Annotated in this window: 27 protein-coding genes and 1 pseudogene; 18 read left to right on the top strand and 10 right to left on the bottom strand. The window is 45.1% G+C overall.

Annotated features, from left to right (window positions below):
* Window positions 1-75: 75 nt before the first annotated feature.
* The 3 genes and pseudogenes from I6E49_RS10060 to I6E49_RS10050 form a co-directional block, all read right to left on the bottom strand.
* Window positions 76-606 (bottom strand): annotated as a pseudogene (locus I6E49_RS10060) (MFS transporter); the annotation flags it as partial.
* Window positions 607-794: 188 nt separating this feature from the next.
* A complete protein-coding gene (locus tag I6E49_RS10055) occupies window positions 795-1,844 on the bottom strand; it encodes a zinc-dependent alcohol dehydrogenase (RefSeq protein ID WP_235402092.1) in 1,050 nt (349 codons plus the stop codon).
* A gap of 56 nt (window positions 1,845-1,900) precedes the next feature.
* On the bottom strand, window positions 1,901-3,268 hold the full coding sequence (locus tag I6E49_RS10050; RefSeq protein ID WP_235402091.1) for an MFS transporter: 1,368 nt from the start codon (window positions 3,266-3,268) through the stop codon (window positions 1,901-1,903).
* A gap of 257 nt (window positions 3,269-3,525) precedes the next feature.
* On the opposite strand from I6E49_RS10050, the gene I6E49_RS10045 reads away from it, so the two are divergent.
* The 4 genes from I6E49_RS10045 to I6E49_RS10030 all read left to right on the top strand — a co-directional run bounded on the left by I6E49_RS10045 (window position 3,526) and on the right by I6E49_RS10030 (window position 5,662).
* Complete coding sequence (locus I6E49_RS10045) at window positions 3,526-4,536, top strand: LacI family DNA-binding transcriptional regulator (RefSeq protein ID WP_235402090.1); 1,011 nt, start codon at window positions 3,526-3,528, stop codon at window positions 4,534-4,536.
* Window positions 4,537-4,703: 167 nt separating this feature from the next.
* Complete coding sequence (locus tag I6E49_RS10040; protein ID WP_235393968.1) at window positions 4,704-4,907, top strand: hypothetical protein; 204 nt, start codon at window positions 4,704-4,706, stop codon at window positions 4,905-4,907.
* A gap of 10 nt (window positions 4,908-4,917) precedes the next feature.
* Window positions 4,918-5,397 (top strand): hypothetical protein, encoded by a 480-nt coding sequence (locus I6E49_RS10035; protein WP_235402089.1) that lies wholly within the window; start codon window positions 4,918-4,920, stop codon window positions 5,395-5,397.
* Window positions 5,354-5,662 (top strand): starch-binding protein, encoded by a 309-nt coding sequence (locus tag I6E49_RS10030; RefSeq protein ID WP_366558418.1) that lies wholly within the window; start codon window positions 5,354-5,356, stop codon window positions 5,660-5,662. Before I6E49_RS10035 ends, I6E49_RS10030 begins: the two co-directional genes overlap by 44 nt.
* A gap of 103 nt (window positions 5,663-5,765) precedes the next feature.
* On the opposite strand, the gene I6E49_RS10025 is transcribed toward I6E49_RS10030, so the two are convergent.
* Entirely contained in the window at window positions 5,766-6,404 is a 639-nt protein-coding gene (locus I6E49_RS10025) for a hypothetical protein (RefSeq protein ID WP_235402087.1), read from the bottom strand.
* Between the two features lie 318 nt (window positions 6,405-6,722).
* Here I6E49_RS10025 and rsmG point away from each other — a divergent pair, with 318 nt between their 5' ends.
* From rsmG to I6E49_RS09995, 6 genes are all read left to right on the top strand, one after another.
* The gene (gene rsmG, locus I6E49_RS10020; protein WP_235402086.1) at window positions 6,723-7,346 is read left to right on the top strand and encodes a 16S rRNA (guanine(527)-N(7))-methyltransferase RsmG; all 624 of its coding nucleotides are present in this window, start codon (window positions 6,723-6,725) and stop codon (window positions 7,344-7,346) included.
* A 115-nt stretch (window positions 7,347-7,461) separates the two neighbouring features.
* Complete coding sequence (locus I6E49_RS10015) at window positions 7,462-8,103, top strand: MBL fold metallo-hydrolase (protein WP_235402084.1); 642 nt, start codon at window positions 7,462-7,464, stop codon at window positions 8,101-8,103.
* 15 nt (window positions 8,104-8,118) lie between these two features.
* The gene (ruvC, locus tag I6E49_RS10010; RefSeq protein ID WP_262911540.1) at window positions 8,119-8,682 is read left to right on the top strand and encodes a crossover junction endodeoxyribonuclease RuvC; all 564 of its coding nucleotides are present in this window, start codon (window positions 8,119-8,121) and stop codon (window positions 8,680-8,682) included.
* The gene (locus I6E49_RS10005) at window positions 8,670-10,157 is read left to right on the top strand and encodes an ATP-binding cassette domain-containing protein (RefSeq protein ID WP_235402082.1); all 1,488 of its coding nucleotides are present in this window, start codon (window positions 8,670-8,672) and stop codon (window positions 10,155-10,157) included. The genes ruvC and I6E49_RS10005 overlap by 13 nt, the downstream gene beginning before the upstream one ends.
* 16 nt (window positions 10,158-10,173) lie before the next feature.
* On the top strand, window positions 10,174-10,644 hold the full coding sequence (locus tag I6E49_RS10000) for a hypothetical protein (RefSeq protein WP_235402080.1): 471 nt from the start codon (window positions 10,174-10,176) through the stop codon (window positions 10,642-10,644).
* A 2-nt stretch (window positions 10,645-10,646) separates the two neighbouring features.
* A complete protein-coding gene (locus I6E49_RS09995; RefSeq protein ID WP_235402078.1) occupies window positions 10,647-11,084 on the top strand; it encodes a Fur family transcriptional regulator in 438 nt (145 codons plus the stop codon).
* Window positions 11,085-11,128: 44 nt separating this feature from the next.
* On the opposite strand, the gene I6E49_RS09990 is transcribed toward I6E49_RS09995, so the two are convergent.
* The 3 genes from I6E49_RS09990 to ilvC all read right to left on the bottom strand — a co-directional run bounded on the left by I6E49_RS09990 (window position 11,129) and on the right by ilvC (window position 13,611).
* Window positions 11,129-11,623 carry a low molecular weight protein-tyrosine-phosphatase gene (locus I6E49_RS09990; RefSeq protein ID WP_235402077.1) on the bottom strand — a complete coding sequence of 165 codons (495 nt, stop codon included), beginning with the start codon at window positions 11,621-11,623 and terminating at the stop codon, window positions 11,129-11,131.
* Between the two features lie 78 nt (window positions 11,624-11,701).
* A complete protein-coding gene (locus I6E49_RS09985; RefSeq protein WP_235402076.1) occupies window positions 11,702-12,361 on the bottom strand; it encodes an MgtC/SapB family protein in 660 nt (219 codons plus the stop codon).
* Between the two features lie 200 nt (window positions 12,362-12,561).
* Window positions 12,562-13,611 (bottom strand): ketol-acid reductoisomerase, encoded by a 1,050-nt coding sequence (gene ilvC / locus I6E49_RS09980; protein WP_235402075.1) that lies wholly within the window; start codon window positions 13,609-13,611, stop codon window positions 12,562-12,564.
* 398 nt (window positions 13,612-14,009) lie between these two features.
* Between ilvC and I6E49_RS09975 the strand changes: the two genes are divergently transcribed.
* Window positions 14,010-16,202 (top strand): beta-N-acetylglucosaminidase, encoded by a 2,193-nt coding sequence (locus tag I6E49_RS09975; RefSeq protein ID WP_235402074.1) that lies wholly within the window; start codon window positions 14,010-14,012, stop codon window positions 16,200-16,202.
* A 162-nt stretch (window positions 16,203-16,364) separates the two neighbouring features.
* Here the strand turns inward: I6E49_RS09975 and I6E49_RS09970 are convergent, their stop codons facing one another.
* From I6E49_RS09970 to I6E49_RS09955, 3 genes are all read right to left on the bottom strand, one after another.
* Entirely contained in the window at window positions 16,365-17,291 is a 927-nt protein-coding gene (locus I6E49_RS09970; protein WP_235402073.1) for a tyrosine-type recombinase/integrase, read from the bottom strand.
* Between the two features lie 395 nt (window positions 17,292-17,686).
* Window positions 17,687-18,865 (bottom strand): IS4 family transposase, encoded by a 1,179-nt coding sequence (locus tag I6E49_RS09960; RefSeq protein ID WP_235402072.1) that lies wholly within the window; start codon window positions 18,863-18,865, stop codon window positions 17,687-17,689.
* 105 nt (window positions 18,866-18,970) lie between these two features.
* Window positions 18,971-19,210, bottom strand: coding sequence for a hypothetical protein (locus I6E49_RS09955; RefSeq protein WP_235402071.1), 240 nt, complete (start codon window positions 19,208-19,210; stop codon window positions 18,971-18,973).
* Window positions 19,211-19,460: 250 nt separating this feature from the next.
* On the opposite strand from I6E49_RS09955, the gene I6E49_RS09950 reads away from it, so the two are divergent.
* The 7 genes from I6E49_RS09950 (at window position 19,461) to I6E49_RS09920 (ending at window position 25,132) form a co-directional block, all read left to right on the top strand.
* Window positions 19,461-20,372: a helix-turn-helix transcriptional regulator gene (locus I6E49_RS09950; RefSeq protein WP_235402070.1), complete on the top strand. Its 912-nt coding sequence runs from the start codon at window positions 19,461-19,463 to the stop codon at window positions 20,370-20,372.
* A 24-nt stretch (window positions 20,373-20,396) separates the two neighbouring features.
* Window positions 20,397-20,624 carry a hypothetical protein gene (locus I6E49_RS09945; RefSeq protein ID WP_044073747.1) on the top strand — a complete coding sequence of 76 codons (228 nt, stop codon included), beginning with the start codon at window positions 20,397-20,399 and terminating at the stop codon, window positions 20,622-20,624.
* Window positions 20,625-20,650: 26 nt separating this feature from the next.
* Complete coding sequence (locus I6E49_RS09940; protein ID WP_235402069.1) at window positions 20,651-21,928, top strand: PD-(D/E)XK nuclease family protein; 1,278 nt, start codon at window positions 20,651-20,653, stop codon at window positions 21,926-21,928.
* A 19-nt stretch (window positions 21,929-21,947) separates the two neighbouring features.
* Window positions 21,948-23,108 carry a hypothetical protein gene (locus tag I6E49_RS09935; protein ID WP_235402068.1) on the top strand — a complete coding sequence of 387 codons (1,161 nt, stop codon included), beginning with the start codon at window positions 21,948-21,950 and terminating at the stop codon, window positions 23,106-23,108.
* A 50-nt stretch (window positions 23,109-23,158) separates the two neighbouring features.
* Window positions 23,159-23,773 (top strand): hypothetical protein, encoded by a 615-nt coding sequence (locus I6E49_RS09930; RefSeq protein ID WP_074614485.1) that lies wholly within the window; start codon window positions 23,159-23,161, stop codon window positions 23,771-23,773.
* A 91-nt stretch (window positions 23,774-23,864) separates the two neighbouring features.
* Window positions 23,865-24,287, top strand: coding sequence for a nucleoside 2-deoxyribosyltransferase (locus I6E49_RS09925; protein ID WP_235402067.1), 423 nt, complete (start codon window positions 23,865-23,867; stop codon window positions 24,285-24,287).
* Window positions 24,288-24,376: 89 nt separating this feature from the next.
* On the top strand, window positions 24,377-25,132 hold the full coding sequence (locus tag I6E49_RS09920; RefSeq protein WP_235402065.1) for a hypothetical protein: 756 nt from the start codon (window positions 24,377-24,379) through the stop codon (window positions 25,130-25,132).
* Window positions 25,133-25,135: the final 3 nt, after the last annotated feature.

Here is a 25,135-nt window from a genome sequence, read left to right as displayed (position 1 = left end):
AGAATGACAAGAGATTGGCTGCACTTAGAGAGTATGCTCAAACGGCTTGAATTCTAAATCCGAAACTTGAGTATAGAACGGCAAGTAGAGGTCGGCTATCTGCACGTTGGTACTGTCGGGCACTACGGCTGCAAAGAACAACGGAGCTACAGGCCACGCCAGTTTGTTGCATATTCCCATCATACTGATACGTCGTGCTGCACTGTCGATAGGGCCGAGAATTGTGATATAGGGATTTACCGAAGCCTGCAAATAAGCATTGGCTGTGCCACTTACAAATGAGGCAGCAAGAAACAGTATGAAACTCTCGTTCTTAGCCGACAACACGAACACCACGAATGCCAAGGCAAAGATAACAAACGAAACAGCCATTGTACGCTTGTAGCCTATTGCTGCAATGGTGCGCGAGGCTGGATAGCCAAATAGAATGAACGGAATGAATGTGGCTGCCAACAGCAGGTAGGCCACTCCCGAAGACAGATTGAGCGACCCCTTCAATACGGGGATTAGGAAAGAGTTGATGCCTAACGCAAATCCTAACGTGAAGAACATTAAGCCGACAAACGCCAAGGGAATGGCGAAATTCTTGCTTGATTGATGTGACATAGATTTTGTTAAAATTAGTTGATTGTTGGATTATTAAAATAATGATGCAAAGTTACACTTTTTTCTTTAATTGGTGATGATTTATCAAGCAAAAAGCCCGACAAGGAGAGGCAATACGTGATCACTTCCTTGTCGGGCAACAAACTCAAACTTAATTAACTTTTATGTATCCAACTTTTCCTTTCGTCTTATCTATTGTTCTTCGGTTTCTGCTCAAGATCGACGATCACCTTCATTGAAGTCTCGCGGTGAGTGTCGATATACTTGTAGGCATCGTCATACTCCTCGAAAGCGAAGCGGTTGCTAACGAGAGGCTTGAGGTTTACAATGCCGCGCGATACATAGTCGATAGCTGTCTGATAGTCCTCGTGGCGATACATCATCGAGCCTATGAGTCGCAGCTCGTGCTCGCCAAGGTGGAACATGCTAAGAGCAGGGTCCTTGGCAAAGACAGCCACAACAACGATGTCGCTGCCCTTTTCGATAGTCTCCATAAGCGAGCGTATTGAAGACTCAACACCAGCTACCTCGAAGCCTACCTGATAGCCTTCGTCGCCGAAAAGTTCTTTGGCAGCTTCCTTCAATGGTCGCTTTGTGATATTGAGAGTGTCGGCGATGCCACACTCGCGAGCCTTGGCAAGTCGAAGGTCGCTCACATCTGTTATGAGCACTCGCTTTGCTCCGCGAGCCTTGCAGAACTGAGCCACAAGATTGCCGATAGTTCCCGCTCCGCTTACCACAACGTTCTTGCCTTTCACGTCGGTGCGGTTGCTTGCATGTGCGCCTACTGCCGCAGGCTCAACCATAGCTCCATAGTCGAGACTCATTCCCTCTGGCAATTTAACCACACGGTCGTCGTCGATAATGAAGTAGTCTTGTGCGCAACCGTCTGCCTGGAAAGCCTGCACACGCAGATGCTCGCATACATTATATTGTCCACGCTTACAAGGATTGCATTCTCCGCAAACCAGTTGTGGGCGTGCTGTGATGTTGTCGCCAGGCTTGCAAACCGTCACTTTGCTGCCACATGCCACAACCACAGCCGAATATTCATGTCCCTGAACAACGGGATAGAATGTGGCAGGATGGAGTCCGTGGTAAGAGTGGATCTCGCTGCCGCAGATGCCAATGCGCTTGATGTTGGCGAGTATCTGGTGTTCCTTAAGGTCTGCGGCCTTAGGTGCTGCCACTTCTTTGAACTCAATGTGCTTAGGGGCTACTAATATTGCTTGTCTCATAGTTGTAATGTTTTTAAAGGATGTTATTGTAATGTTATTATGTTTTATTGCGGTTTTTATAATTTGTTCTTGATGACCTTCAATTCCTCCACAATCTTGTTGTACACATGGCGGTGGAGCTTGTAGAAGCACAGACACACAGCTGTTACCATCCAAAGCATACCAGGAATAGTGGAGAACGTGTGGCGCATGATATTTATTACGTCAGCATTCTGCTCTGCTCCTGCCACATATCCTGCCGAGTCGAGAGCCAAGGCAAACATTGCTGTACCGAGAGCCATGCCCATCTTGTTGGCAAGCGACACGAAGGCATATTGGAAACCATCGTTGCGTATGCCCGTCTTCCATTCGCCGTATTCCACACAGTCGGGTATTACGGCATAGATGGCTGTGTTGAAACCAGAGAAGAAGAACCATGCTATAGCCGAGCATATATAGAACTGGATAGGGGTGGTGTTAGGACTGAAGAAATAGAGCAATGCCATGAATATTCCGCAGAGTAGAGCGAAAACGGCTGCAGCATATCCCTTGTTGCCAGTCTTGCGGAACATCCACGGGAAACATGCGGCTCCTGCTATTGACGGCAATATGATAGCCATGGAATAGTAGCTGAAGAGCGTTGCCGAACCTTCAACATAGGTGAAGTAGTAGAGGATGTCGGCATTGCGGCCGTAGAGAATGAATCCAAAGAGAAATTGTCCGAGGATGGCAAGCTGATAGGGGCGGTTTGCAAGTACCGACTTCAGCTGTACAGAAAGAGGAATTTTCTGTCCCACAGGCACCTCAACCACCTCTTTTGTCTTGCTGAAGCAGAACAGATGGCAGGCAGCGAAGATAATGCCATATATTATAGCTACTGCCAGATAACCGAACTGTGCGTTGCCCTTGCCCAAGAATGTAACGAGTGGCACGGTTATGATATTCAGCACACCGATGGCAATCATTGCGCTCACCGAGCGGCTTGTGTTCAGTTTGGCTCTCTCGTCTATGTCCTGTGTCATAGCTCCGCACAGTGTGCCGTAAGGCAGGTTGACGCAAGTGTAGCCAAGCACCAATATGCAGTAGGTCACAGCCATATACACAATCTTTGCAGTCTGGCTCCAGTCGGGGTGTGCCCAGAAAGTGAGCATGAGTATGATGGCTGTTACGGGTGCTCCGAACAGAAGCCAAGGGCGGAAGCGTCCCCAGCGTGTGTGGGTCTTGTCGGTAAGGGTTCCGATGATAGGGTCGTTTACGGCATCCCATATTCTCGATATGAGCATAAGTGTTGCTACTGCGCTCATTCCGATGCCAAACACGTCGGTGTAGAAAATCATGAGGAAGTTGCTTACGAACATCCAACTGAAGTTGCAGCCTACATCGCCCATTCCATAGGCAATCTTGCTGATGAACGGCACACGGCCTTTGTTTGAAGTTGTATTCATGTTTCTTTTAGGTTTTTGTTATTTTCTGACGCAAAATTAATGCTTTCCCGCAAGATACAAAACAAGAAAATATGCTACTTTTTGCGCAACCGTTCCCGCAACCGTTCCCGATTTGTGCAACCGTTCCCAAAGAAAATACGCCAATCAACAAGTGCAGACGACGATTGAAAGTTTTAGAGTCGCAATAGTTCTATAGATAGAAAACTTTTGCTAAATTTGCACCATAATTGCAACAAATAGCTAAAACCAACCACACAATGTCAAAATACATCACCATAAAGGATATTGCCAACGAACTCGGCATCTCAAAGTCGACAGTATCGCGCGCCCTGTCGGGCGACTCGTCGAATGTGAAGGCAGAAACAATGCAACTCATCATCGAGACGGCACGCCGCATGGGCTACCACCGCAATGAGATGGCTGTGAGCCTACGCAAGCAAAGCTCGCACAGCGTAGGCATCATCATTCCCGAGATAGTCACGTCGTTCTATATGACATTCATCAGTCATGTGCAGGCCATATTGCGCCAACACGGCTACAATGTGCTCATCGCCTCATCCAACGAAAGCTACATACAGGAGTGCAGGAATATAGAAATGATGGAACACTGCATGGTTGACGGGCTTCTTATCAGCGTATGCGACAAGGAACGCAACACGGATGTCTACCGACGTATCGTATCGCGTGGCACTCCCGTCGTGTTCTTCGACCGTACCATAGACAATGTGGAAGCTTCGCAAGTACGATCAGACGATTATATTATGGCGTTCTTCATGGTGGAGCAACTCATACGCAGCGGCAACAAGAGGATTGTGCATATTCCCGGACCGTCACGCATACGCAATGCCTATGAGCGCCAGCGCGGCTATCGTGATGCTCTGGAGAAGTTTCACGTCGACTTCAATCCCGACCTTGTGCTGCCACCAGCATTGAGCGCCGAGGAGGGTAGCCTGGTGATGGACAACTTTCTCGACCGCAACATCCCGTTCGACGCCGTGTTCGGATTTACGGAGACCGCTCTCATAGGTGCCAAGAACCTGATACAGAAACGTGGGCTGCGCATACCCGACGATGTGCGTGTGTGCTGTATGGCGGGCACCACGCTCTGCACTCTTGTACACCCCACCATTACCGCTGTTGAACAGCCCGTAGAGCAAATGGCTGCGGAAGCTTGCCGGCTGCTTATGCTTAATATGGGCAACAGCGAAAAGCACGTGGAGGACGTAGTGCTGAGGGGCAAAACAGTAGAAAGGGAGTCGACCGAATAAACAGGAGCACACCCCTGAAAGGGGCTGACTCTGAACCAGATGAATACGCAATCGTTTGCATAGCGTATTCCTTTTTTGCATAGTCCATACACGCCGACACAGAAAAACGTATTAATTTTGGAGCAAGAAATAATATCACCTAAACTTATAAACTAAAAAATTACCGATTGCGACTATGCAAAAAAATTACACTTAAGGGACAGACCGTTTATGTGAGCGGAACGGCTACTGCCATCGAGAACATCACAATGGAAGAGGCCCTAAGCACCACCGACGATGCTTGGTACACCATAACTGGCATACGCATAAACAAGCCTACACAGACTGGTCTCAACATCCATAACGGCAAGAAAGTAATAATCAGAAAATAAGAATCAATTTATGAAAAAGATAACGAACCGAGGTATACAGATGTTGCTGGTGCTCTTTGCCTTTGCATCCAACATCTTCGCCGACAACAAATACGGACTTAAAGACAATATTCAGGAGGGCGTGATACTGCATTGCTTCGACTGGAAACTGAGTGACATACAGGCTGAAATACCCAACATAGCAAAAGCTGGTTTTACAGCTGTGCAGACTTCGCCCTTGCATCAGAAAGAACCTCTTAACTCTGCATGGTACATGACTTACCAGCCTTACGACTATATCATAGGCAACAGCGTTACACAGTCGTTCTCTAATGGTAATGTAAGCACATCTACCGGTAACCTTACATACAGAGGAATATCTGCCAACAAACTGGTATACTGGGGCGAGAGCCATGACACCTACGCAAATGACCCGGGTGATGGCTGGAGCAAATATGTAGACCAAAATTACAAAGGGAAACCACGGCGACATCATACTGCCCGGTACTGACAAGTACGTATATTTCGACAACGCCAGCAACTGGGAGAATGTTTATTGCTACTTCTACAACGGCAAGACATCGTCGACTACATGGCCGGGCATCAAGATGACTTACGACGCAAGCGCTTCGCACAATGGCAAGACAGGATGGTATAAGGTAGAGATTCCGGCTGGCTACACCAACGCCAAGTTCTTCATCAACGACGGAATACCAGGCACAGCTATAGACGCAACCAACGCTTCTACCACAAAGGTGGTGAACAAGGGTAAGTAAGGAGTGATACTATAGCTTAGCATTATAAGTACTAACAGCAGGAGGATACGGCGAGAACGCCATAGCCTCCTGTCTTTTTAAGTCACGGATTATCATGAATTATTCACGAATTGCTGCCTGCTTTCACCCAAACCTTATGGCTTCCGCTTCCCTTGTAATCGAATGGAGCTTCTTCGCCTTGCGTCAGCCTCTTCAGTTCCACCGAGGCTGAGGTACGGCTCATATTGTTCAGATTGGCATACTCTTGCAGGGTGATGAATCCGTGCCTGTCCATCCATTCCACTGTTCGCCCAATACGCTCTTCAAGCGTGTATTTGTTCTTACGCAAACGGCTCACTCCACCCATGTCGCGCTCCAGAACCGTTTTGCGTTTCAGAAGCTTTATAAGTTCGGGCGACGACTTGTAGTTGACATCCTTCACCGTAACTTTGCGATAAAGCATTTTGTCGTCGTCGCCGGTCATCTCCACAGGCTTGTTGTCGTCGAAGTCGAGCGAAAGCGAGAAGGTGCCTATGTCGTCAAGTTTTACGGTGTAGCCCATAGCAAGCATCTCTCCAAGACAGGTTCCTAAGTCGGCTATCACGGCTGACACAATGCTTTCAGGAACAGCACGGTTGTAGGAATGCAGTTTCTCCACAAACTCCTTTGTGTCCAACTGGCGGTTGGCCACCAACTTCGGGAACACTCGCTTCTCGCCTACCCCATTGAGGTTCGACATTTCTTGTAGTTTGTATTTTGCCATTTGTTTGTTTTTTTTATTAAGTTAATTGTTTCTTTAATACGTATTAAGTTTCCGTTCCGTGTCACGGAATGTACATTCAGTGTCACGGAATGGCCGTTCAACGACACGGAACGTACGTTCAGTGACACGGAACGGAGATTTCATAGGCAAAGATATACAATTTATTGTGTATATTCCAAATTTTCAAGTAGTATTCGAATTTGAAAAGATTGGCATTTCCAAGTTTTAATATATTATAAATGGCTGATTTCTTTTTGTATATGTCTCCGATTTGCACTAACTTTGCACTTTATTATACACAATATTATATATAAAGATATGGAATTGATACTGAAATATTTCCCCAATCTGACCGACGCGCAGCGCACGCAATTTGCCAAGCTCAAGGAGCTGTACGAGGACTGGAACGGCAAGATTAACGTGATCTCGCGTAAGGACATGGACAACTTCTATGAGCACCATGTGCTGCACTCGCTTGCCATAGCCCACGAGATTAAGTTCCGCGACGGCTCGCGCATTCTCGACCTTGGCACGGGCGGAGGCTTCCCCGGCATTCCCTTGGCAATAATGTTTCCGGAGTGCCAGTTTAAGATGATCGACCGCACGGGCAAGAAGATCCGCGTGGTGAACGAGGTGGCACAGGCCATCGCTCTGAAGAACGTTGTGGCTGAGCAGCTGTCGGGCGAGGAGGAGAAGGCACAGTACGACTTCGTGGTGAGCCGTGCCGTGATGCCCCTGCCCGACCTCGTGAAGATTATTAAGAAGAACATCTCGCATAAGAACCAGCACAACTCCCTGCCAAACGGACTCATCTGTCTGAAGGGCGGCAATCTGCAGGCCGAGACTCAGCCGTTCAAGAAGATTGTGAGCCTCACCGAGATACACGACATGTTCGAAGAGGAATGGTTTAAGGAGAAATATCTGATTTACCTGCCTCTGTAAAAGGGAAAAGTAAAAAGTAAACGGTAAAAAAGTAAAAAGTTAAAAAGGCTTAGATAGGCTTAGTAAGGCTTAGATAGGCTTAGTAAGGCCCAGCTAAGCAAAAAAGAAACAAAATATGCTTAAGATAGAAACTTTCACATGCAACATGCTGCAGGAGAACTGCTATGTTGTGAGCGACGACACCAAGGAATGTGTCATCATCGACTGCGGTGCCTACTACGAGGCTGAGAAACTGGCTATCGAGAAATACATCAAGACTAACGAGCTGAAGCCCGTTCACCTCATTGCCACTCACGGACATCTCGACCACAACTTCGGCGACGCTTTCATCACAAAGACTTACGGACTGCCGCTCGAGATTGACAGTTCGGACGAGAGCTATGTGCTGGCTGCCGACAAGCAGGCTGCCTACTTCGGAATGACTCTCGACGAGCCTATCGTGACTGAGATCAAGACATTCAAGGCTGGCGACATCATCAAGTTCGGCACTCACGAGATAGAGGTCATCGAGACTCCAGGACACTCTATGGGTAGCGTGGTGCTCTACATCAAGGACGAGAAGGTGGCATTCACCGGCGACACCCTGTTCCGCGGCTCTATAGGCCGTACCGACTTCGACGGCGGAAGCATGCTCATGATCATTCAGAGCCTGCGCATGTTCGTACAGTTCCCCGACGACATCACTCTGCTGCCAGGACACGGACAGCAGACTACTATGGGATATGAGTTGGCACACAACCCGTATCTGGACAGATAAGAAAAAAAGAAAGACTTGAAAACAGAAAAGATAATACTCGGCATCGACCCCGGCACCAACGTCATGGGTTATGGAGTGCTGAGGGCTACGGGCAACAAGGCAGAGATGGTGGCTATGGGTGTCATCGACATGCGCCGTGACTCCGACCCCTATCTGCGACTGGGCAAGATACACAGCCGAGTGACGGATATAATCGACCAATTCCTGCCCGACGAAATGGCTATCGAAGCCCCCTTCTTCGGCAAGAACGTACAGTCGATGCTCAAGCTCGGACGTTCACAAGGCGTGGCTATAGCAGCTGCCGTAGGCCACAGCGTACCTGTTCACGAATATGCTCCAATGAAGATAAAGATGGCGATAACCGGACAGGGACAGGCGTCGAAAGAACAGGTGGCCGATATGCTCAAACGTCTGCTACGGCTCAACGCCGACCAGATGCCAAAACTTATGGATGCCACCGATGCTCTGGGCGTGGCCTACTGCCACTTCATGCAGCAGGGACGCCCCGTGACCGACACACACTACAACGGGTGGAAAGATTTCATCAACAAGAATCAGGATAGACTATGCAAAGGATAATTGACATTAAGAATGGAGTGACACGCATGCCCGAATGGCGCATGGCTCAACCCGTAAACTTCGAACTTCTCGACGGTGAGAACATAGCAATAACGGGCCCCAACGGAGGCGGCAAGTCAATGTTCGTCGACATCATCACGGGCAAACATCCGCTTTTGGGCGACAGTATCAAGTACGACTTCGCGCCGTCGACCAAGGAGTACATTTCAGACAACATCAAATATGTCTGCTTCAAGGATACTTACGGAGGCGACAACGACTCTACGTATTATCTGCAGCAGCGTTGGAATCAGACCGAGATTGATCCCGAAACGGCTACCGTAGGCTCACGTCTCGAAGCTGCATACCAGGCAGCCGGCGACGACACCGAAGAGCGCCGCCGCTTGCAGCAGCACATATACGAGCTGTTCGGACTTCAGACTATGCTCGACAAGTACGTCATACTGCTGTCGAGCGGCGAACTGCGCAAGCTGGTCATCGCATCGTCTATATTCTCGCAGCCACGACTGCTCATCATCGACAATCCTTACATCGGTCTCGACAAGGAGGCACGCGAGCAGCTCACCAATCTGCTGCAGATTCTGTCGACCGAGCACGGCATTCAGATAATGCTTGTGGTGAACCGCACCAAGGACATCCCGGAGTTTGTGTCGCACGTAGTTGAGGTGAGCAATATGACTGTAGGCAGCAAGATGACGCGCAGCGAGTATATGGCACAGTCGCAGTCGGCTGATGCTCCTGCCAACATACCCGACAACTGGCGCCAGATGATTGAACAGATGGCATACAAGGAGGAGGAATACAATGCACAGCGCGTAGTAGACATGCACAAGGTGAGCATACGCTACGGCGAGCGAACCATTCTGAAAGACCTCGACTGGCAGGTGATGAACGGCGAATATTGGGCGCTGACCGGACGCAACGGCAGCGGAAAGTCTACGCTGCTGAGCCTTGTATGTGCCGACAACCCACAGAGCTACGCTTGCGACATCACCCTCTTCGACAAGACACGAGGAAGCGGCGAAAGCATCTGGGACATCAAGAAACACATAGGCTACGTTTCGCCCGAAATGCACCGTGCCTTCCGCAGCAATGTGACGGTAGAACGCATCGTGGCAAGCGGATTCAGCAACGCCGTGAGCCTGTACGTAAAGCCCGACCCGCAAAACCACGAAACATGCCTCAAATGGATGAGCATTTTCGGAATAGAGCAGCTTGCCGACAAGAGTTTTCTGAAGCTGTCGAGTGGCGAACAGCGACTGGTACTGCTGGCAAGAGCCATGGTGAAGGATCCCGAACTGCTGATTCTCGACGAACCATTGCACGGTCTTGACGAGCCCAACCGCCGACACGTGAAGCAGGTGATTGAGGCTTTCTGCCAGCGCAAGGGCAAGACTCTTATCATGGTGACCCACTACGAGGACGAACTGCCTGCGTGCATAAACCACAAGAAGATACTTTATAAAAACAAATAAAAAACGAATATTACGTATGAAAAGATTTGTATTGATACTCGCTATGATATGTGCCACCATAGCAGACGCTTCGGCACAGGAAATACTGAAGGAGGTAAAGCGTCTTGAGAAACAGGCTGAGACATTCGCCAACGACACGACCAAGAATCTCAACGAGCGCAAGATTGCCTGCTTCAAGTACGACGCCATCTACTATCTCATAGACAAGGGAAGCCAGGAGGGCACTTTCACCGAATATGACCTCGGCGAACAGACTAACGCCATGATTGAGTTTGTCAACCTGTTTGTGAAGCGCCTCAGCCAGACTCCCAAAGCGAAAGACAAGGAGCTGCTGAAGGCTAAGTTCCGCACGGCCACTATCAACAACTCATTGTTCAACGATGTCGACAAGGAAGTCATCTACAGCTATGTCGACAACGAGAAGTTCATCACACAGTTCTCGCTCGACACCGATTGGGTGAAGGCTCTTGAGGCTGTAACAAAGTAAAAATGAACGGCCAGCAAATTACCGAACGACTTGCAAGCAAGGGCATACGACCTACAGCCAACCGCATTCTGGTGTACGATGCCCTTGCCCGCCAAGAGTCTCCACAAAGTCTTAAGAACATGGAGAATCTCCTGCTGTCGATGGACAAGTCGAGCATCTTCCGCGTGCTTACATTATTCCTCAAGCACGACGTTGTCCATGCCTTTGAGGACGGACGCGGAGTGATGAACTACGAATTGTGCAACGAACATGGCGAATGCCATCATCACGACAACCACGTACATTTCTACTGCGAAGTGTGCGGACGGTCGTTCTGTATGGAGAATGTACCGGTTCCTGTGTTCGCTCTGCCACCCGGCTTCTGCCAGCATTCAGCCTCGTTCGTCATCAAGGGCGAATGTCCTAATTGTAAAGCTAAAAAAACAAAAACAACATTGTAACACTATAACGAAGTGAAAAAATGTTGTTTTTTTGTTTTATTGTTCTATTTGTCTTCGATAAACGAATACAGCAGTCCGTCGCAAGCCTTCTCTATAAGGTCGAGGGCATAGTCAAAGTCCGAAAGGTCGCCGTAGTAAGGGTCGGGCACAACAGTTGCCTTGCTTCCCTCAGGCAGATAATCAGTAAGCATGCGCACCTTTTGGCGTGCCTCTTCCGTAGGAGCCTTAGCAGTAACAATGCGATAGTTGTCGCTGTCCATGACAAGCAGCAGGTCGAAATCGTCAAAGTCCGACTGGCGTATCTGACGGGCATGACTATCGAAGCGGTAACCTCTCAATGCTCCACGTTCGCGCATACGGCGGTCGGGCAATTGTCCGACATGCCAGTCGCCAATGCCAGCCGAGTCTATCACGAATTCGTCATCCTTATGGGCAGCATGCACCTTGGCACGCATCACGCCCTCAGCAGCCGGCGAACGGCATATATTTCCAAGACATATAAACAGAAGACGGTGCAAGGTTTTATCACTTGTTTTCATTGTTCAAAATAAAGTTTATATTATTATCTATCAATCAAGAGTTCCTCAACATTCAACACTCAACATTCAACACTCCCCCTACCCTTCTGTAGTAACAATCGTGACATCAGAGAAATCCTCCATATAGTCGATTATCCGCAGACAGTCGCTCTCGCCACGCTTCACCTTAAACTGTATGTCAACCTCAAACACTTCGCCTTGCGAGGTGAAGCTGTCCTTCAATTCATACAGTTGAATCTCCATGCCATCATGCTTCAACTCCTCTATAAGCTGGCGCACGCTCTCCTTCGACGGAGCCTTGAACGACAGCTCTACTGTCGACGTGCCCAACTGCGGAATCAAGGCATTGAGCACCTCAAGGCCGAGCAGAACCATAAACGTGGCTATCAATGCTGCAGCATACATACCCGTACCGCAAGCCAATCCGATAGCAGCCGTCACCCATAGTCCGGCAGCCGTCGTCAGTCCGCGCACCACATTCTTCTGGAAAATGATAGTGCCGGCACCAAGAAAGCCGATGCCCGAAACCACCTGTGCCGCCACACGCGACGAGTCTTTCAGGTCGATGCCAAACCCGAACTGCGACACAAGGCAGAAGAGCGCGCTGCCCAAGGCTACAAGAAAATGGGTGCGAAAACCAGCCTCCTTGGCTCTGTATTCACGCTCAATGCCTATTGCTCCTCCCAGCAGAAGAGCCAGCGAAAGGCGTATTGTTATTTCGATATAGGTTGCATCCATAGTGATTATTGTTTTAAGGGTAATACGAAAAGCCGTTTTGCCTATTGGCGGATGTAAAGTTACAAAATATAATTCTGACTACAAAATAAAAGTGTAAATACAAAAAAAGTAGAGGCCGAAACTGGGCGCTCCCAGCCGACCTCTACAAATCTATCAAATATGATCTAATAAATCCTTATGTTTATGCCTTAAGTCATCCTTTACTTAACCTCATTCTCTGGGCGAAGCTCGCGAACGGTCTCGGCAGCGCGCCACATCTCCATGTCGTGCATAGCCTTAAGTTCGGCATTGAGTTTCTCACGGTAGTCGGGCTTAGAGTTAGAATCGATTGAAATCTGAGCTTCGTTACCAGTCTTGACTGAGAGGTAGAGCCACTCCATAACCGGCTTGATAGCCTCGCGGAAACGAGGAGCCCAATCCAAGGCACCGCGCTGTGCTGTTGTAGAGCAGTTGGCGTACATCCAGTCCATACCCTTCTCGGCGAAGAGAGGCATAAGGCTCTGTGTCAGCTCCTCAACAGTCTCGTTGAAAGCCTCAGAAGGAGAGTGTCCGTGCTCGCGCAGAACCTCATACTGAGCTTCGAGCAGTCCCTCGATAGCACCCATCAGCGAGCCACGCTCACCTGTAAGGTCGGAAGTAGCCTCACGCTGGAATGTTGTCTTGAACAGATAGCCTGCACCGATACCGATACCGAAGGCGATTGTCTTCTCCTCAGCCTTGCCTGAGTGGTCCTGATATACTGCGTAAGAGCAGTTCAATCCACGGCCTTCGAGGAACATTGTACGGAGCGAAGTACCCGAGCCCTTAGGAGCCACCATGATTACGTCGACATCAGCAGGAGGAACTACGCCAGTGCGGTCGTTCCAGTTGATAGCGAAGCCGTGTGAATAGTAGAGGGTCTTGCCCGGTGTGAGATATTGTTTGATTTTCGGCCATACTGCAATCTGACCAGCGTCAGAAAGAAGCATGCAGATGATTGTACCCTTCTCGGCTGCCTCTTCTACAGAGAACAGAGTCTTACCAGGCACCCAACCATCGGCCACAGCCTTGTCATAAGTCTTGCCTGGACGCTGGCCAACGATTACATTAAAACCGTTGTCGCGTAAGTTACCTGCCTGACCAGGTCCCTGAATACCGTATCCCAAAATGGCAATTGTTTCGTTTTTAAGAACTTCACGTGCTTTTTCCAATGAAAACTCTTTGCTGGTGACTACAGTCTCTACAACGCCACCGAAATTCATTTGTGCCATACTACAATTGTTTTGTGCGGTCAAACTTAACGACCGCGGGTTTATATATTTCCTTTATATTAGTTGTCTTGCAAACTATCTGTTGGAGTGTTTTTTTACTTTGTTTGAGGTGTTATATTGTTTCTTTTACGATTGCAAAGATAATAAATTATAAGTAACCAACAAATTTTTCTATCAGTTTTTTACAAATTAATTTCACTTCTGCACAAAACGTTCTTTTATGTGCCATTCCGACAACACTTTCCACCTTTTTACTTTCTACCTTTTTACTCTTTTACCCTTTTGCCTTTTTACTTTTTTTACCTTTTTACCTTTTTACTTCTTTACTTTTTTATGTAAGTTTGCAGATCAAAATAAACCATATCTATTATAGACAATCAAAATACATACAAATAAAAATGAACAAACTGACCATCGGAATCATCTCCGCACTTGCCTTGGCTGGCACAATGCCCGCCAAAGCCCAGTTCAAACTTGTAAATCCTGTGCCACAAAAAATTCAAAGCACCGGATTTGCACAGTTGCCACAAAGCGTTAATATCAAGACCAGCAACAACCGAGACAACTCGTTTGCCGTTGCCACTTTAAAGAATGGCGTGAAGGTTCAACCCAACGCCAAGTACACCATAACACTCGGCATCAAGGGCGACAAGTGTGTCAAGGCTTATGCCAAGCATCTTCCCCAAAAGGCTGAGGGCTACTGGCTCAACATCAGCGACAAGGGAGCCGTAATCATTGGCAACGACGAGGAAGGACTCTTCTACGGCGTACAGACATTACTCGGCTCAATAGCCAAGGGCAAGCTTGAGACGGGCACCGTTACCGACTGGCCAGATGTTGACTTCCGCGGAACTGTAGAGGGTTTCTACGGCACACCGTGGAGCCACGAGGCCCGCCTCAGCCAGATTGCCTTCTATGGTCGCAACAAGATGAACACATACATCTACGGACCGAAGGACGACCCCTACCACCGCGACCAGTGGCGCAAGCCCTACCCTACCGACGAGGCCAACCGCATTAAGCAACTCAACGAGGTGGCAAGGCTGAATGGTGTCAACTTCTACTGGGCCATCCATCCGGGCGTTGACATCAAATGGAACAACGAAGACCGCGACAACCTCATCAACAAACTCGAAATGATGTACGCTCTCGGCATACGCTCATTCGCCGTATTCTTCGACGACATCTGGGGCGAGGGTGCCAAGGCCGACAAGCAAGCCGAACTGCTTAACTATGTTGACGACAACTTCATCAACCGCCATAAGGACATCTCACCTCTTATTATGTGCCCAACCGAATACAACCGTGCTTGGGCTAACGACGAGAAGGGCTATCTGCGCACACTCGGCACCAAGATGAACAAGGACATACGCATTATGTGGACGGGCAACTCCGTGGTGCATTGCATTGACAAGGAGTCGATGCAGTGGATCAACAGCCGTATCGACCGCAAGGCTTACATCTGGTGGAACTTCCCCGTAAGCGACTTCGTCAGAGACCACATCCTGCTCGGTCCTGCCTACGGCAACGGCAAGGACATTGCCGACGACGTGTCGGGATTTGTGTCTAACCCAATGGAACATGCCGAGGCTTCCAAAATCTCGCTCTATGGCATTGCCGACTACACTTGGAACATGAAGGCTTACGATGCCGAGACCGACTGGCTCAAAGGCATCAACGACTTGCTGCCTGCCAACACCGAGGCTCTGCGCACATTCGCTCTGTACAATAAGGACCTTGGACAGAACGGGCACGGATTCCGCCGCGAAGAGGGTGAGGAACTGAAGGACATAGCTGCTGCAGCCGTCAAGGGCGACCGCAAGGCTATTGAGGAAATCAACGCCAAGTGTCTGCTGCTCAAGAACGCCTGCGACCTCCTGCTTTCCGACAAGACCAACAAGGAACTTATACGCGAACTGCGTCCATGGCTGCTGCAAGCCAAGAACCTTGCCGACTACGGCACTACGGTCGTAATGATGCTCCAAGGCAACCCTGCCGTCAGCTTCGACAATCTCTACCGCCAGGCAACATCTATACAGGAGCAGATGTTCGAACTTGAGAACTCCGACGTGCGCCACGCTCTTCAGCCCGGCATCAAGGTTGGCACAAAGGTTATGCTGCCCACACTTCACAAGCTCTTCACCCTGGCTGTCGACAACTACAACAAGCAGAACGGCACCAGCCTCTCAAATGTGGCTGAATACATGCCATACAAGCTGACGAGCAATATCGACCAGCTGCGCCTGCTGCCTGTCAGCATCAAGAACACCAACGTCATGGTTGCCCCTTCCAACGAGGTAATCAACTGGCAGAAGGACGGATTCATCGAGATAGAGACCGACCATGAGGTAACGCTCAACGGTATGGACTTCAACTTCGACGTGGAGAACATTGCCCGTAAGTTCAAGCTCGAAGTCTTCACAGGTGGCGCATGGCAGCCTATCAGCCTCAGCATGAACCAGCGCCGAAAGACTGTAGTGAACACCGGCTCAGAGATTGACGGACTGAAGGCCAAAAAGATTCGCCTCACCAACATCTCGGGCGAAGACCTGAAAGTATACTTCCGCAGCTTCAAGTTTGCTACGAAGTAAAGAGGATATAGAATAGCATTAAAAAAAAACAGACGGTCTGAACGGCTGATAGCTACATGAGCTATTTGTCTTGTTCAGGCCGTATGTGGTTTATATTGACTACTTGTCACAGTTGTCTCTTATTAGATAATTCACTTCCTTTTGGTATTTATCGTTCATGCCTTATTTTCCAAGAGACTTGAACATCTTGGTGATACACTTTTTCTTTTGTTCCATGTTCGGGTGAACATAGAGGTTAAGGGTTGTTGTGATGTTGGCATGACCGAGCAGTACGCTTACGGTCTTGTAGTCGCAGTTGCTTTCTATGCAGCGTGTGGCAAAGCTGTGGCGTAGTCCGTGGTATTTCAGCCGAGGAATGTCAAGGCGTTTCATCAGCCGATGATAGTAGTTGCGGTAGGTGCGTGGCTCTGTCGGTTTCTCCTCGTTGGTCAGTACATAGAAGTCTGTGTTTACCACCTTTTTCAGAGGTTTCACCATAGTTAGAAGTTCTTTGTTCATCGGTATCTCACGGCATGAGTTCTTGGTCTTTGGTGTGTTGATGACCAACTCTGTGTGCTTGCGTTCATCCTCCACAATGTAGATGCGCTCAATGGTACGGTTCACGGTTATTGTGCCGTTGTCGGTGTTGATGTCCGACCATTTCAAACCACAAATCTCTCCGATACGCAAGCCTGTAGTCAGACTGATGTAGATGCCGAGGTTGCGAAACGTGAAGTTCTGCTTGATGAAATCGAGGATCTTTTTATGGTGTGCCACCGTCAGCACCTCAATTTCCTTGTTGGTCTCTGTTGTAGGGTACTTGATGTCCCACTCGCAATAGCTCATCCATTCGTTCTTTACTCCGAACTTCATCACCATTTTCAAGACTATCAGAATGTCCTTTACCGTTTTAATACTGAGTCCGTCATTTAGTTTCTGCAAAACGAACTCCTGAACAAGTTTCTCACTCAGAGCCTCACAATCGCCAAACGATGGCAGAATATGGTTCTCTAAAACTAACACATAAGCAGCGTATGTAGACTGCTTTACGTAGCGTTGCTTGTCACTTTTCCAAGCCAACGCAATTTCTCTAATTGTTTTTGTTGCCATTGTAATCCTTAATTTTGAAGGTGTATATAATAATTAGAGAAAATCAATAATTTTAGTCCCAAATCTCAGATTTAAGGAGTTTCAGGGGGAGTGGGAGATGTGCAAGGTTTCTGACTTACTGGATTTCTATTCAACAAACTCACTTAGTTGGGATAAGTTGGAATATGGTACTACAAATATCCAAAACCTTCATTATGGACTAATTCATGTTGGGTTACCAACAATGGTAGATATAGACAAAGATAATCTTCCCAACATTATTGATGGTAATGTTCCTAAGAATTATGAGTTGTGCAAAGAGGGCGCACCCGACAAACCCTGTGGAGTGCTGTGCAGATGCTAACCCAAAAACTATGTTGCCAAACTAGTACTGATGCGATAAAATCGCATGGTTATTAAAATTCATCAAATAAAGTGAGTTCTTTGACATCTTGTTTTTGAATGATTGAGTTCTTTGGCTTAGTTATGAGGTCTCTCAAATCCACCCTTTCGAGTGCGGAGATTCTTATTAACGTAGCCACCTCGGTGATTGAATACGGACTTTTGTAGTCAGCCTTGATTTTGGCGATTATCAGATATGCAATTATAGCAACCCATAAATGAGTACGTACTGCATTCTCTGAATATCCCCACAAGTTCTTCACTACGATATTCTGCTTTATCCACTTGAAGAAAACCTCAACATCCCATCTATGACGGTATAGATTGGCGACCTCAAGGGCACTGATCTCAAAGTTGTTGGTAATAAATTCCACATCATTACCTGTTACCGAGTCATGATAAGTAACCATCCTGATAGGTTCTGGATAGAGTTTCTTCGACTTATGGGTAGTCAGTTTTATGATAAAATCGCCACAGATTCCTGTACTTGGATCAAAGTCTAGACTATGGTTAACGACCTCGTATCTCATATTGTCTTTGGGACGACTTATCCAATATGCACCGGCTTTGTGAAAGCGAAACAAAGCGAGGAAATCAACGTATGCTTTGTCCATCATATAGAACGCAAATGGCTCAGGCACAATATCATCCAGTTCATTGCTGTCATGCCATTTTCCATCTGTAATATGGATATTTGCCGGAATGCTTCCACGAAGATCCAGCAGTGTGTGCATTTTGACTGCGCCTTTGCTATACTTGCCCAATGCCCATGCAGCCAGGACAATGCTTGTTGAGATAGTTGTGGAGTCAAGCGCATAGAGGACATTGTCTATCGTTATCTCAGCAACCTTTGTGTTTGAATACATTGGTCGGACGATACCGATTAGATACATGCCAAGTCCTTCGTAGATGCGATAGTCTCTTTTCTCATTAGCACGACATAAATTGGATTGATTAACGGACTTGCGAATTCCCAAGTGGTATATGCTACTTCCATGAGCCTCTAGGCACAGACAAATATCACGGATGGATACACAACCAGTAATCTGACCAAATAGCAGATGGAGCAACTGGTTATAGCAGGATAAATCTTTTGCATGCCAGTCACCTTTATACTTCTTCACCAACTTGTCAAATTGGTAGCGAGGTATGAAGTCGATGACTTGAGCAAAGATATACTTGCCGATGTTCATAATCTTGCAGTTTTGGATGCAAAATTACTCAATCAATTTCAAATCAAAAAAACAAAGAACGCTTGTAAATGATTAAATATCAAATATATAACTATAGTTAAGCGATTAATATCGCATCACTAGTAGCTTGTGCTTGATAATCATTGCGCCGAGAATCATGCGTGCCGGCTTGTTACCAGCACCTTGCTTCTGATTGTCCAACCTTGAGTTGTATTCCCTCTCAAGTTCCGTCCATGGAAGAAGGTCACCGAGAGCCACCCATCGGTTTTTCTTGTCCAGCTCATCAAGGGATGAGCGGAGCAAACCGAGGTCAAGTTGCTTGTATTTTGGAGCGTAAAACTTCATCTTGCTATGGAATTAACGATATAAAGATACGATTTTCTAGTTAAACAAACGAAGAAATAAAGTTATATAAACTTAAATATCAGAGAGTTATAAATTATTCAGTAAACACTAATTATTTCTATAAAATTGCCACAAAAAACTAGTTTTATAATGATATCCACTAGAAAACAAAAAAAAAATCAAGGTTATGCCCGTGAATGACATACCTTTTGTATAACTTTGCCACAAATAAAGTTTAAAACTTACGAATATGGCATTGAATCAGACAAACAAACTTGTTTGGATCGTTGAGACCATCAACAGAGCAGGTAAGATTACTTTTGAGGATCTTAACCGCAAATGGATGGACAACGTAGATCTAAGTGGTGGTGAGGAAATGCTTAAACGCACATTTCATAAATGGCGCGACAACATTTTCGATACATTCGGTCTATTGATTGAGTGTGAAAAAGGTGGGCTATATAGATATTATATCAGCAATACCAGTGATTTACATAACGACAGTATTGAGAACTGGCTACTTAGCACCTACTCTGTGACCAATTCTCTTATTGGAAGTAAGTCCATCAAGAATAGGATTATTCTCGAGGATATTCCTTCTGGTATGAAGTACTTGGATTCGATAATAGATGCCATGAAGAAAGATTGTTTGATTCATATAACCTATTATAACTATTGGCGAGGAGATTCACGTCAGCACTATGTAATGCCACTCTGTGTAAAGTTGTTCAGACAACGTTGGTATATGGTTGGTAAGGCATGGTCAACAGGCTTCATTACCATATTCTGCCTTGATCGCATCAAGAATTTCCGTTTATCCTCTCACACCTTTGAATATCCTGTCGATTTTTCACCAGAAGAATATTTTAACGGATGTTTTGGTATTATCACAGATGAAAACTACCCCGTTCAGCGTGTACTATTGAAAGTGGATGCACGTCAGGCACATTATCTTCGCGATCTTCCTTTACTTCCATCAGGTGCTCAAAAAGAGTTGGAACATACCAATTCCTACAGCATTTTTGAACTCCAAGTACGACCTTCTATCGATTTCCAACAAGAGCTTCTATGTCAAGGCGATTCCCTTGAAGTGCTCGATCCCCAGTGGCTCCGCGATGAAATAGCTCGTATTGGCAAAGGTATCTGGGAGAAGAATAAATGAAAAAATAATTAAAGATACAGCATTGTGATTATTGAAGTTCAATTTGAGTATCAGAATTTACCTTCTGATGTAAAGACAAAGAATTCCGTGCTTCAACTTCATTCCTTTGAGGATAACGGGGTTGTATTCGAAGTTCCCGAAGGCTATATTGGCCACTTGGATGATGTCTATACAACATCTGACAACATGGCTTTTGAAGATCTACTTCCTGGAAGATATATTTTCAAGGATGAAACAATCTATTCGGCATAATGATGGCTTTACATATCTAAAGACTTATGGAACAGACTGTAAAAATGAATCATCTACTTGTTCTCTCGGAACAGTTGTATAAGCGTATTTCAGAGTCAGAAAATAAAACACCTTATGCATTTAACCTTTTGGACTTAGCAGGGGTGAATGAACCTTTCACAAGCTTAATTTTAGCTCACATATTTAAATATGCTCCAGAACAGAGAAACCCGTTGTGCACATCATTTATTCGTAGATTTCTACAGCCCTGTGGTTTCGACATGAACTGGGTAAAAGCTCCGGTCGTTACAACTGAAAAGGAACATATTGATGTTTGCATTCATGAACCAGGTAAATATGCGATTGTTATTGAAAATAAATTAAAGGGTGCTGTGTTCCAGCGCAATCAATTGGCACGCTATATTGCAACGCTTCGCAAGAATAATCGTTTTCGTGACAACCAGATTTTCATAGTCATTTTGCCTAAATACCACGATAACAAATTTTTTCAGCATCTACCAATGTCGGTTTTCCGCTTGCCAGAAGATTGGAATAGCAACAATCAGGATCGGGCTTGCAAAACCAATGACGCTTGTAGATGTTTATGTGATTGCGGGCAATCGTGTCCTCAGTGTACAACTTGTGAGAAAGATTTAATGCAGAAGTTCTCTTCACGTACTACTGTAGTAGATAAGGAATTGTTGGAATGGTTGAAGCAAGATTGTCTATCGCTTATTCCAAAAAAGGAATTGCCTTTGAAATCTGCAATCATGCAATTTTATGACTTCTTGAATGGTATATTTGATAATAGATTTAATCAAAAACTAGCAATGGAAATAGTAGATTTTTTGCGCGATAAACTGCTAAAGAATGAGCAGGACATTGAAATTCAGAATAAAAGCGAGCAGTGGAAAACAATTTTAGCAAAAATAAACGAATTGGATGAATTGAAGTCTGGGATGCGCGAATTACAGAAGCAGCTTTCCTTTGAGTTGATGCAGGATTGGAGACATCGCATTCTAGAATATGCTGATCTTCATAAGTCTTATAATATTGAAGTAAGCAATATCGGCTTTAGATTATTCATTCAAGGAGTAGAATTGGGCTGTTGGTATGATATCCATGACGATAGCGAAATAAAACCTTATTGGGGATGTTCAGCCAAGACAGAAGAGCAGCGAAAAATCGTAGCTAAAATCCTTGATAAAGCAGGTGTTCCACATGCTGATATAATTGAGTGGACAACAGGCCACACCCTCCATGGCGACGAACGTTTCCTCTCATTCATTCAGGCAGCACAGGATTTAAAATTATTAGAAAAATAATATAAAAAAAACGATTATTATGTACAAGATTCAAGAAGAATTGAAAGAATGGGCAGAGGAAACCTATAATTTCTACTTGCCACTTGCTTCTAAGCTGAATATGGATTTTTACACTCAGTCTAAATTGACCGACATCACAGATGACAAGCCTGTAGAATTGATGGTAATAGGTATTAATCCTGGTCATGGTGGTACGTTTCTTAAAGATAGATTCGAGAAAAGTGAAGATTTACTTTTAGGCAATACTTATAAAGGTAAGCATGAAACAATCCAGAAATGGCGTATTCTAACGAATTTACGCTCTATTCTTGATTTTGCGGGTCTAGGCTCTATGCTGGATAATGAGAGCCAATTTGTTTTTACCAACGCTACATTTTTCTCAACCCATGATGAGAATGACTTAGTCGGAAAAGAAATCAAATCAGCACAGTTGGAATCTGTCCAATATACTAAGAAACTGATTGAAAAAATTCATCCAAAGCACATCATCTGTTTAGGGGGTAAGAACTGTACTGATCTCATTGTCGAAAATACGAAGCCACTATTATCAGATTTGGTAAAGTTAGATTATGGAGTTATCGGAGATATCCCTGTTTATGGTATCAATCACACTAGCAGTTTCTGGTCTTCAGAGGAGATGGAATTAGTAGGAAAAGCTCTAGGGTTAGCATTCTCTATTGATCGAGAAAACATCGATATAAGCAATTTTGAAAAGAAAATGAAAACTGCGGTCAATGATTTTAAAAAGAAAAGATATGATCGTGACAATATCAAACTCGAAAGTCTATTAAGATGGCAGTATATTTACGCTTGCCTAAATAATTTCTGCGAGTATCAATTACATCTTGAGAAAGCTGAATACCAAAATGACTGGGTGAGATTCTTTATTAAGGATTCTGAAGGAAGAAACATCTTAAAACTTGCGTTGATAAACCAAGCAGACGAAAAAAGTATAGGAATTACTTATTTGGAGAAAAACCAGTGTAAAGGTGATAATTTTGATTCATTGGTGGCATCACTACAATCCATAGATAAATTCAGTCCTTATATTACGAGTAAAGATAAGGTAGGTTGGATTGGATATTTGAAAATGACAAATAGACTTAAAGATACAGATTTATTTATTAGAGAGACAAAGTCACTTCTAAGTGATATAGTCTCACATCTTTCCTCAATGTAATAGTAATACTTGAATTTGAATATTGGTTGTATAATAAATAAAGTTGAAATATGGACACTAAAGATAAATCGCTACCAAGATTGATGCGTGATTCAAGCGAAACAGACGGCAAAGCTGAGATAGTTATGGATTATGTATTATCATGGACGCTGAGAAGAGCTGCCAAGGAATGTGATATCGACAACAAACCTCTGCTGAGACATTATTGTAGGTATATGTTAGGCTTGCTTTTAGAAATACCAATGTCAGATGACGTAATAGTATCAGAAGTAAAGGTATGGAAAGAATACTGGAATATTGATCTTTGGGTAGAAGTAGCTCTTCAGCGCAATGGAGAAACAGAGCATCATGCTATTTTGATAGAAAACAAATATTATACGATGCTTCATAATTCCTATGATGATGACGGAGTACCACGTAACCAATTAGAAGTATATAAAAAGAAATTTGATCGCCATTATGCAGATCAAGAACATGATAATGATATCTGGCAGAAACATTATGCATTAATCACATGTATTGATCGCGATGATCCCAAATTCGAATCATACAAAATTGCGGAATCGTTTGGCTTCAATATCTTTTCATTCTATGATTTGCTACCTGAAGCAACAGAAGACACAGAGAGCGATATTTTTAATGAATTCTGGCTTAGGTCATGGTAAATTGATGGAGAAATAAAACTTTTATGGAGTTATGCCCACAGTTGGCATAGCTCCATTTTACTTTTGCACCAAATTACAAAAGTAAAGCAGTATGAACAACAAAGTTTATTTCGCAGGCTCCATTCGTGGTGGCAGAGCTGATGCAGAACTGTATCAAAGGATGATTGATTATATCAGCCGGAAAGATAAAGTGCTGACCGAACATATCGGCAAAACTGCAATTAGCATGAAGCAGCAGACTCGGATAATCGACTCACATATCTATGAACGTGATGTTAACTGGCTACAGTCATGTGATATGGTCATAGCAGAATGCTCTAATGCTTCTCTTGGTGTTGGTTACGAATTGGCATATGCAGAAGCTCATAATATTCCTGTGTTTGTTTTTTATAACAAGCATTCATCTTCCTTATCAGCAATGATAAATGGGAATAGATATTTTACGATCATCCCGTATGAAGCGGAAGAGGAAATTTACCCAGAACTTGATAAGATATTGAAGAGAAACCTGTAGATTTCTATATTTATAGAAGATAATTGGGAGCTGTGCCCACCAAGGCATAGCTCCTTTTTATTTTTGCAGCAGAATAATACGAATGAGGTATGGAACATAATAAAGTGGTGTTTGAATCTAAAGTCAGCGAGATCTTTGAATCTCCTGAGATAAAAGCTATAGAGATAGAGATCCTTAATCTCTATTACGAAATCAATAGACGATGGGAAGCAAACGAGAGGAATAAATTCGCGATCACGAGGCTTCTGATGATCAGGAAAAAACTTCTTGATAGTAAATTCGTTATGGATGACTACAGTAAACAGCTATTGAGTGAATTCAACGAAGCAATGAAGCAACAACTGATAATCATGCGGTCAAGAACCGAAGAATTGTATCATAGAATGGAAGATTTGGAATATCCATCATATATGGGAGTCACGGGAAAATGCTTCCTGGGATATACCTATTCCACACTTCACCCCATCCAAACGACAAGGGCAAAGAAAATGTGGGCGATACTTAATGGTACACTAGATGACTTTATATCTCTTTATAATGATGGGGTTACACATTGCTTTACTATTTGTAATAATGGTATAGATTCGTATCCCAACTCTGAGAATCAGTTATTGTTTCTCGATGACAAAGAAGGCAACTGGAACGAAGGTTTGGATGAAAAATTGACGAATGACATGCATCTCATCTATGCATTTCATAACCTTTGGAGCCATATGGAGTTCTCGGTCTATGACCTTCTATGGGTGCGTGACTTCAACATCGAAATTAGTTCTGAAATAGATTACGAAACAGATTCTGATGATGGAGACTTTCTTGATTGGGATAAATATGATTTTACAGATTAAAAA

The sequence above is a fragment of the Leyella stercorea genome (assembly GCF_021531655.1).
Note: the sequence above shows the minus strand (reverse complement) of the source record. Positions and strands in the feature narration are given on the sequence as shown.

Coding starts and splice junctions, on each gene's coding strand:
- I6E49_RS10055 (WP_235402092.1), bottom strand. CDS start 1,844: ATGAGACAAGCAATATTAGTAGCCCCTAAGCACATTGAGTTCAAAGAA.
- I6E49_RS10050 (WP_235402091.1), bottom strand. CDS start 3,268: ATGAATACAACTTCAAACAAAGGCCGTGTGCCGTTCATCAGCAAGATT.
- I6E49_RS10045 (WP_235402090.1), top strand. CDS start 3,526: ATGTCAAAATACATCACCATAAAGGATATTGCCAACGAACTCGGCATC.
- I6E49_RS10035 (WP_235402089.1), top strand. CDS start 4,918: ATGAAAAAGATAACGAACCGAGGTATACAGATGTTGCTGGTGCTCTTT.
- I6E49_RS10025 (WP_235402087.1), bottom strand. CDS start 6,404: ATGGCAAAATACAAACTACAAGAAATGTCGAACCTCAATGGGGTAGGC.
- rsmG (WP_235402086.1), top strand. CDS start 6,723: ATGGAATTGATACTGAAATATTTCCCCAATCTGACCGACGCGCAGCGC.
- I6E49_RS10015 (WP_235402084.1), top strand. CDS start 7,462: ATGCTTAAGATAGAAACTTTCACATGCAACATGCTGCAGGAGAACTGC.
- I6E49_RS10005 (WP_235402082.1), top strand. CDS start 8,670: ATGCAAAGGATAATTGACATTAAGAATGGAGTGACACGCATGCCCGAA.
- I6E49_RS10000 (WP_235402080.1), top strand. CDS start 10,174: ATGAAAAGATTTGTATTGATACTCGCTATGATATGTGCCACCATAGCA.
- I6E49_RS09995 (WP_235402078.1), top strand. CDS start 10,647: ATGAACGGCCAGCAAATTACCGAACGACTTGCAAGCAAGGGCATACGA.
- I6E49_RS09990 (WP_235402077.1), bottom strand. CDS start 11,623: ATGAAAACAAGTGATAAAACCTTGCACCGTCTTCTGTTTATATGTCTT.
- I6E49_RS09985 (WP_235402076.1), bottom strand. CDS start 12,361: ATGGATGCAACCTATATCGAAATAACAATACGCCTTTCGCTGGCTCTT.
- ilvC (WP_235402075.1), bottom strand. CDS start 13,611: ATGGCACAAATGAATTTCGGTGGCGTTGTAGAGACTGTAGTCACCAGC.
- I6E49_RS09975 (WP_235402074.1), top strand. CDS start 14,010: ATGAACAAACTGACCATCGGAATCATCTCCGCACTTGCCTTGGCTGGC.
- I6E49_RS09970 (WP_235402073.1), bottom strand. CDS start 17,291: ATGGCAACAAAAACAATTAGAGAAATTGCGTTGGCTTGGAAAAGTGAC.
- I6E49_RS09960 (WP_235402072.1), bottom strand. CDS start 18,865: ATGAACATCGGCAAGTATATCTTTGCTCAAGTCATCGACTTCATACCT.
- I6E49_RS09955 (WP_235402071.1), bottom strand. CDS start 19,210: ATGAAGTTTTACGCTCCAAAATACAAGCAACTTGACCTCGGTTTGCTC.
- I6E49_RS09950 (WP_235402070.1), top strand. CDS start 19,461: ATGGCATTGAATCAGACAAACAAACTTGTTTGGATCGTTGAGACCATC.
- I6E49_RS09940 (WP_235402069.1), top strand. CDS start 20,651: ATGGAACAGACTGTAAAAATGAATCATCTACTTGTTCTCTCGGAACAG.
- I6E49_RS09935 (WP_235402068.1), top strand. CDS start 21,948: ATGTACAAGATTCAAGAAGAATTGAAAGAATGGGCAGAGGAAACCTAT.
- I6E49_RS09930 (WP_074614485.1), top strand. CDS start 23,159: ATGGACACTAAAGATAAATCGCTACCAAGATTGATGCGTGATTCAAGC.
- I6E49_RS09925 (WP_235402067.1), top strand. CDS start 23,865: ATGAACAACAAAGTTTATTTCGCAGGCTCCATTCGTGGTGGCAGAGCT.
- I6E49_RS09920 (WP_235402065.1), top strand. CDS start 24,377: ATGGAACATAATAAAGTGGTGTTTGAATCTAAAGTCAGCGAGATCTTT.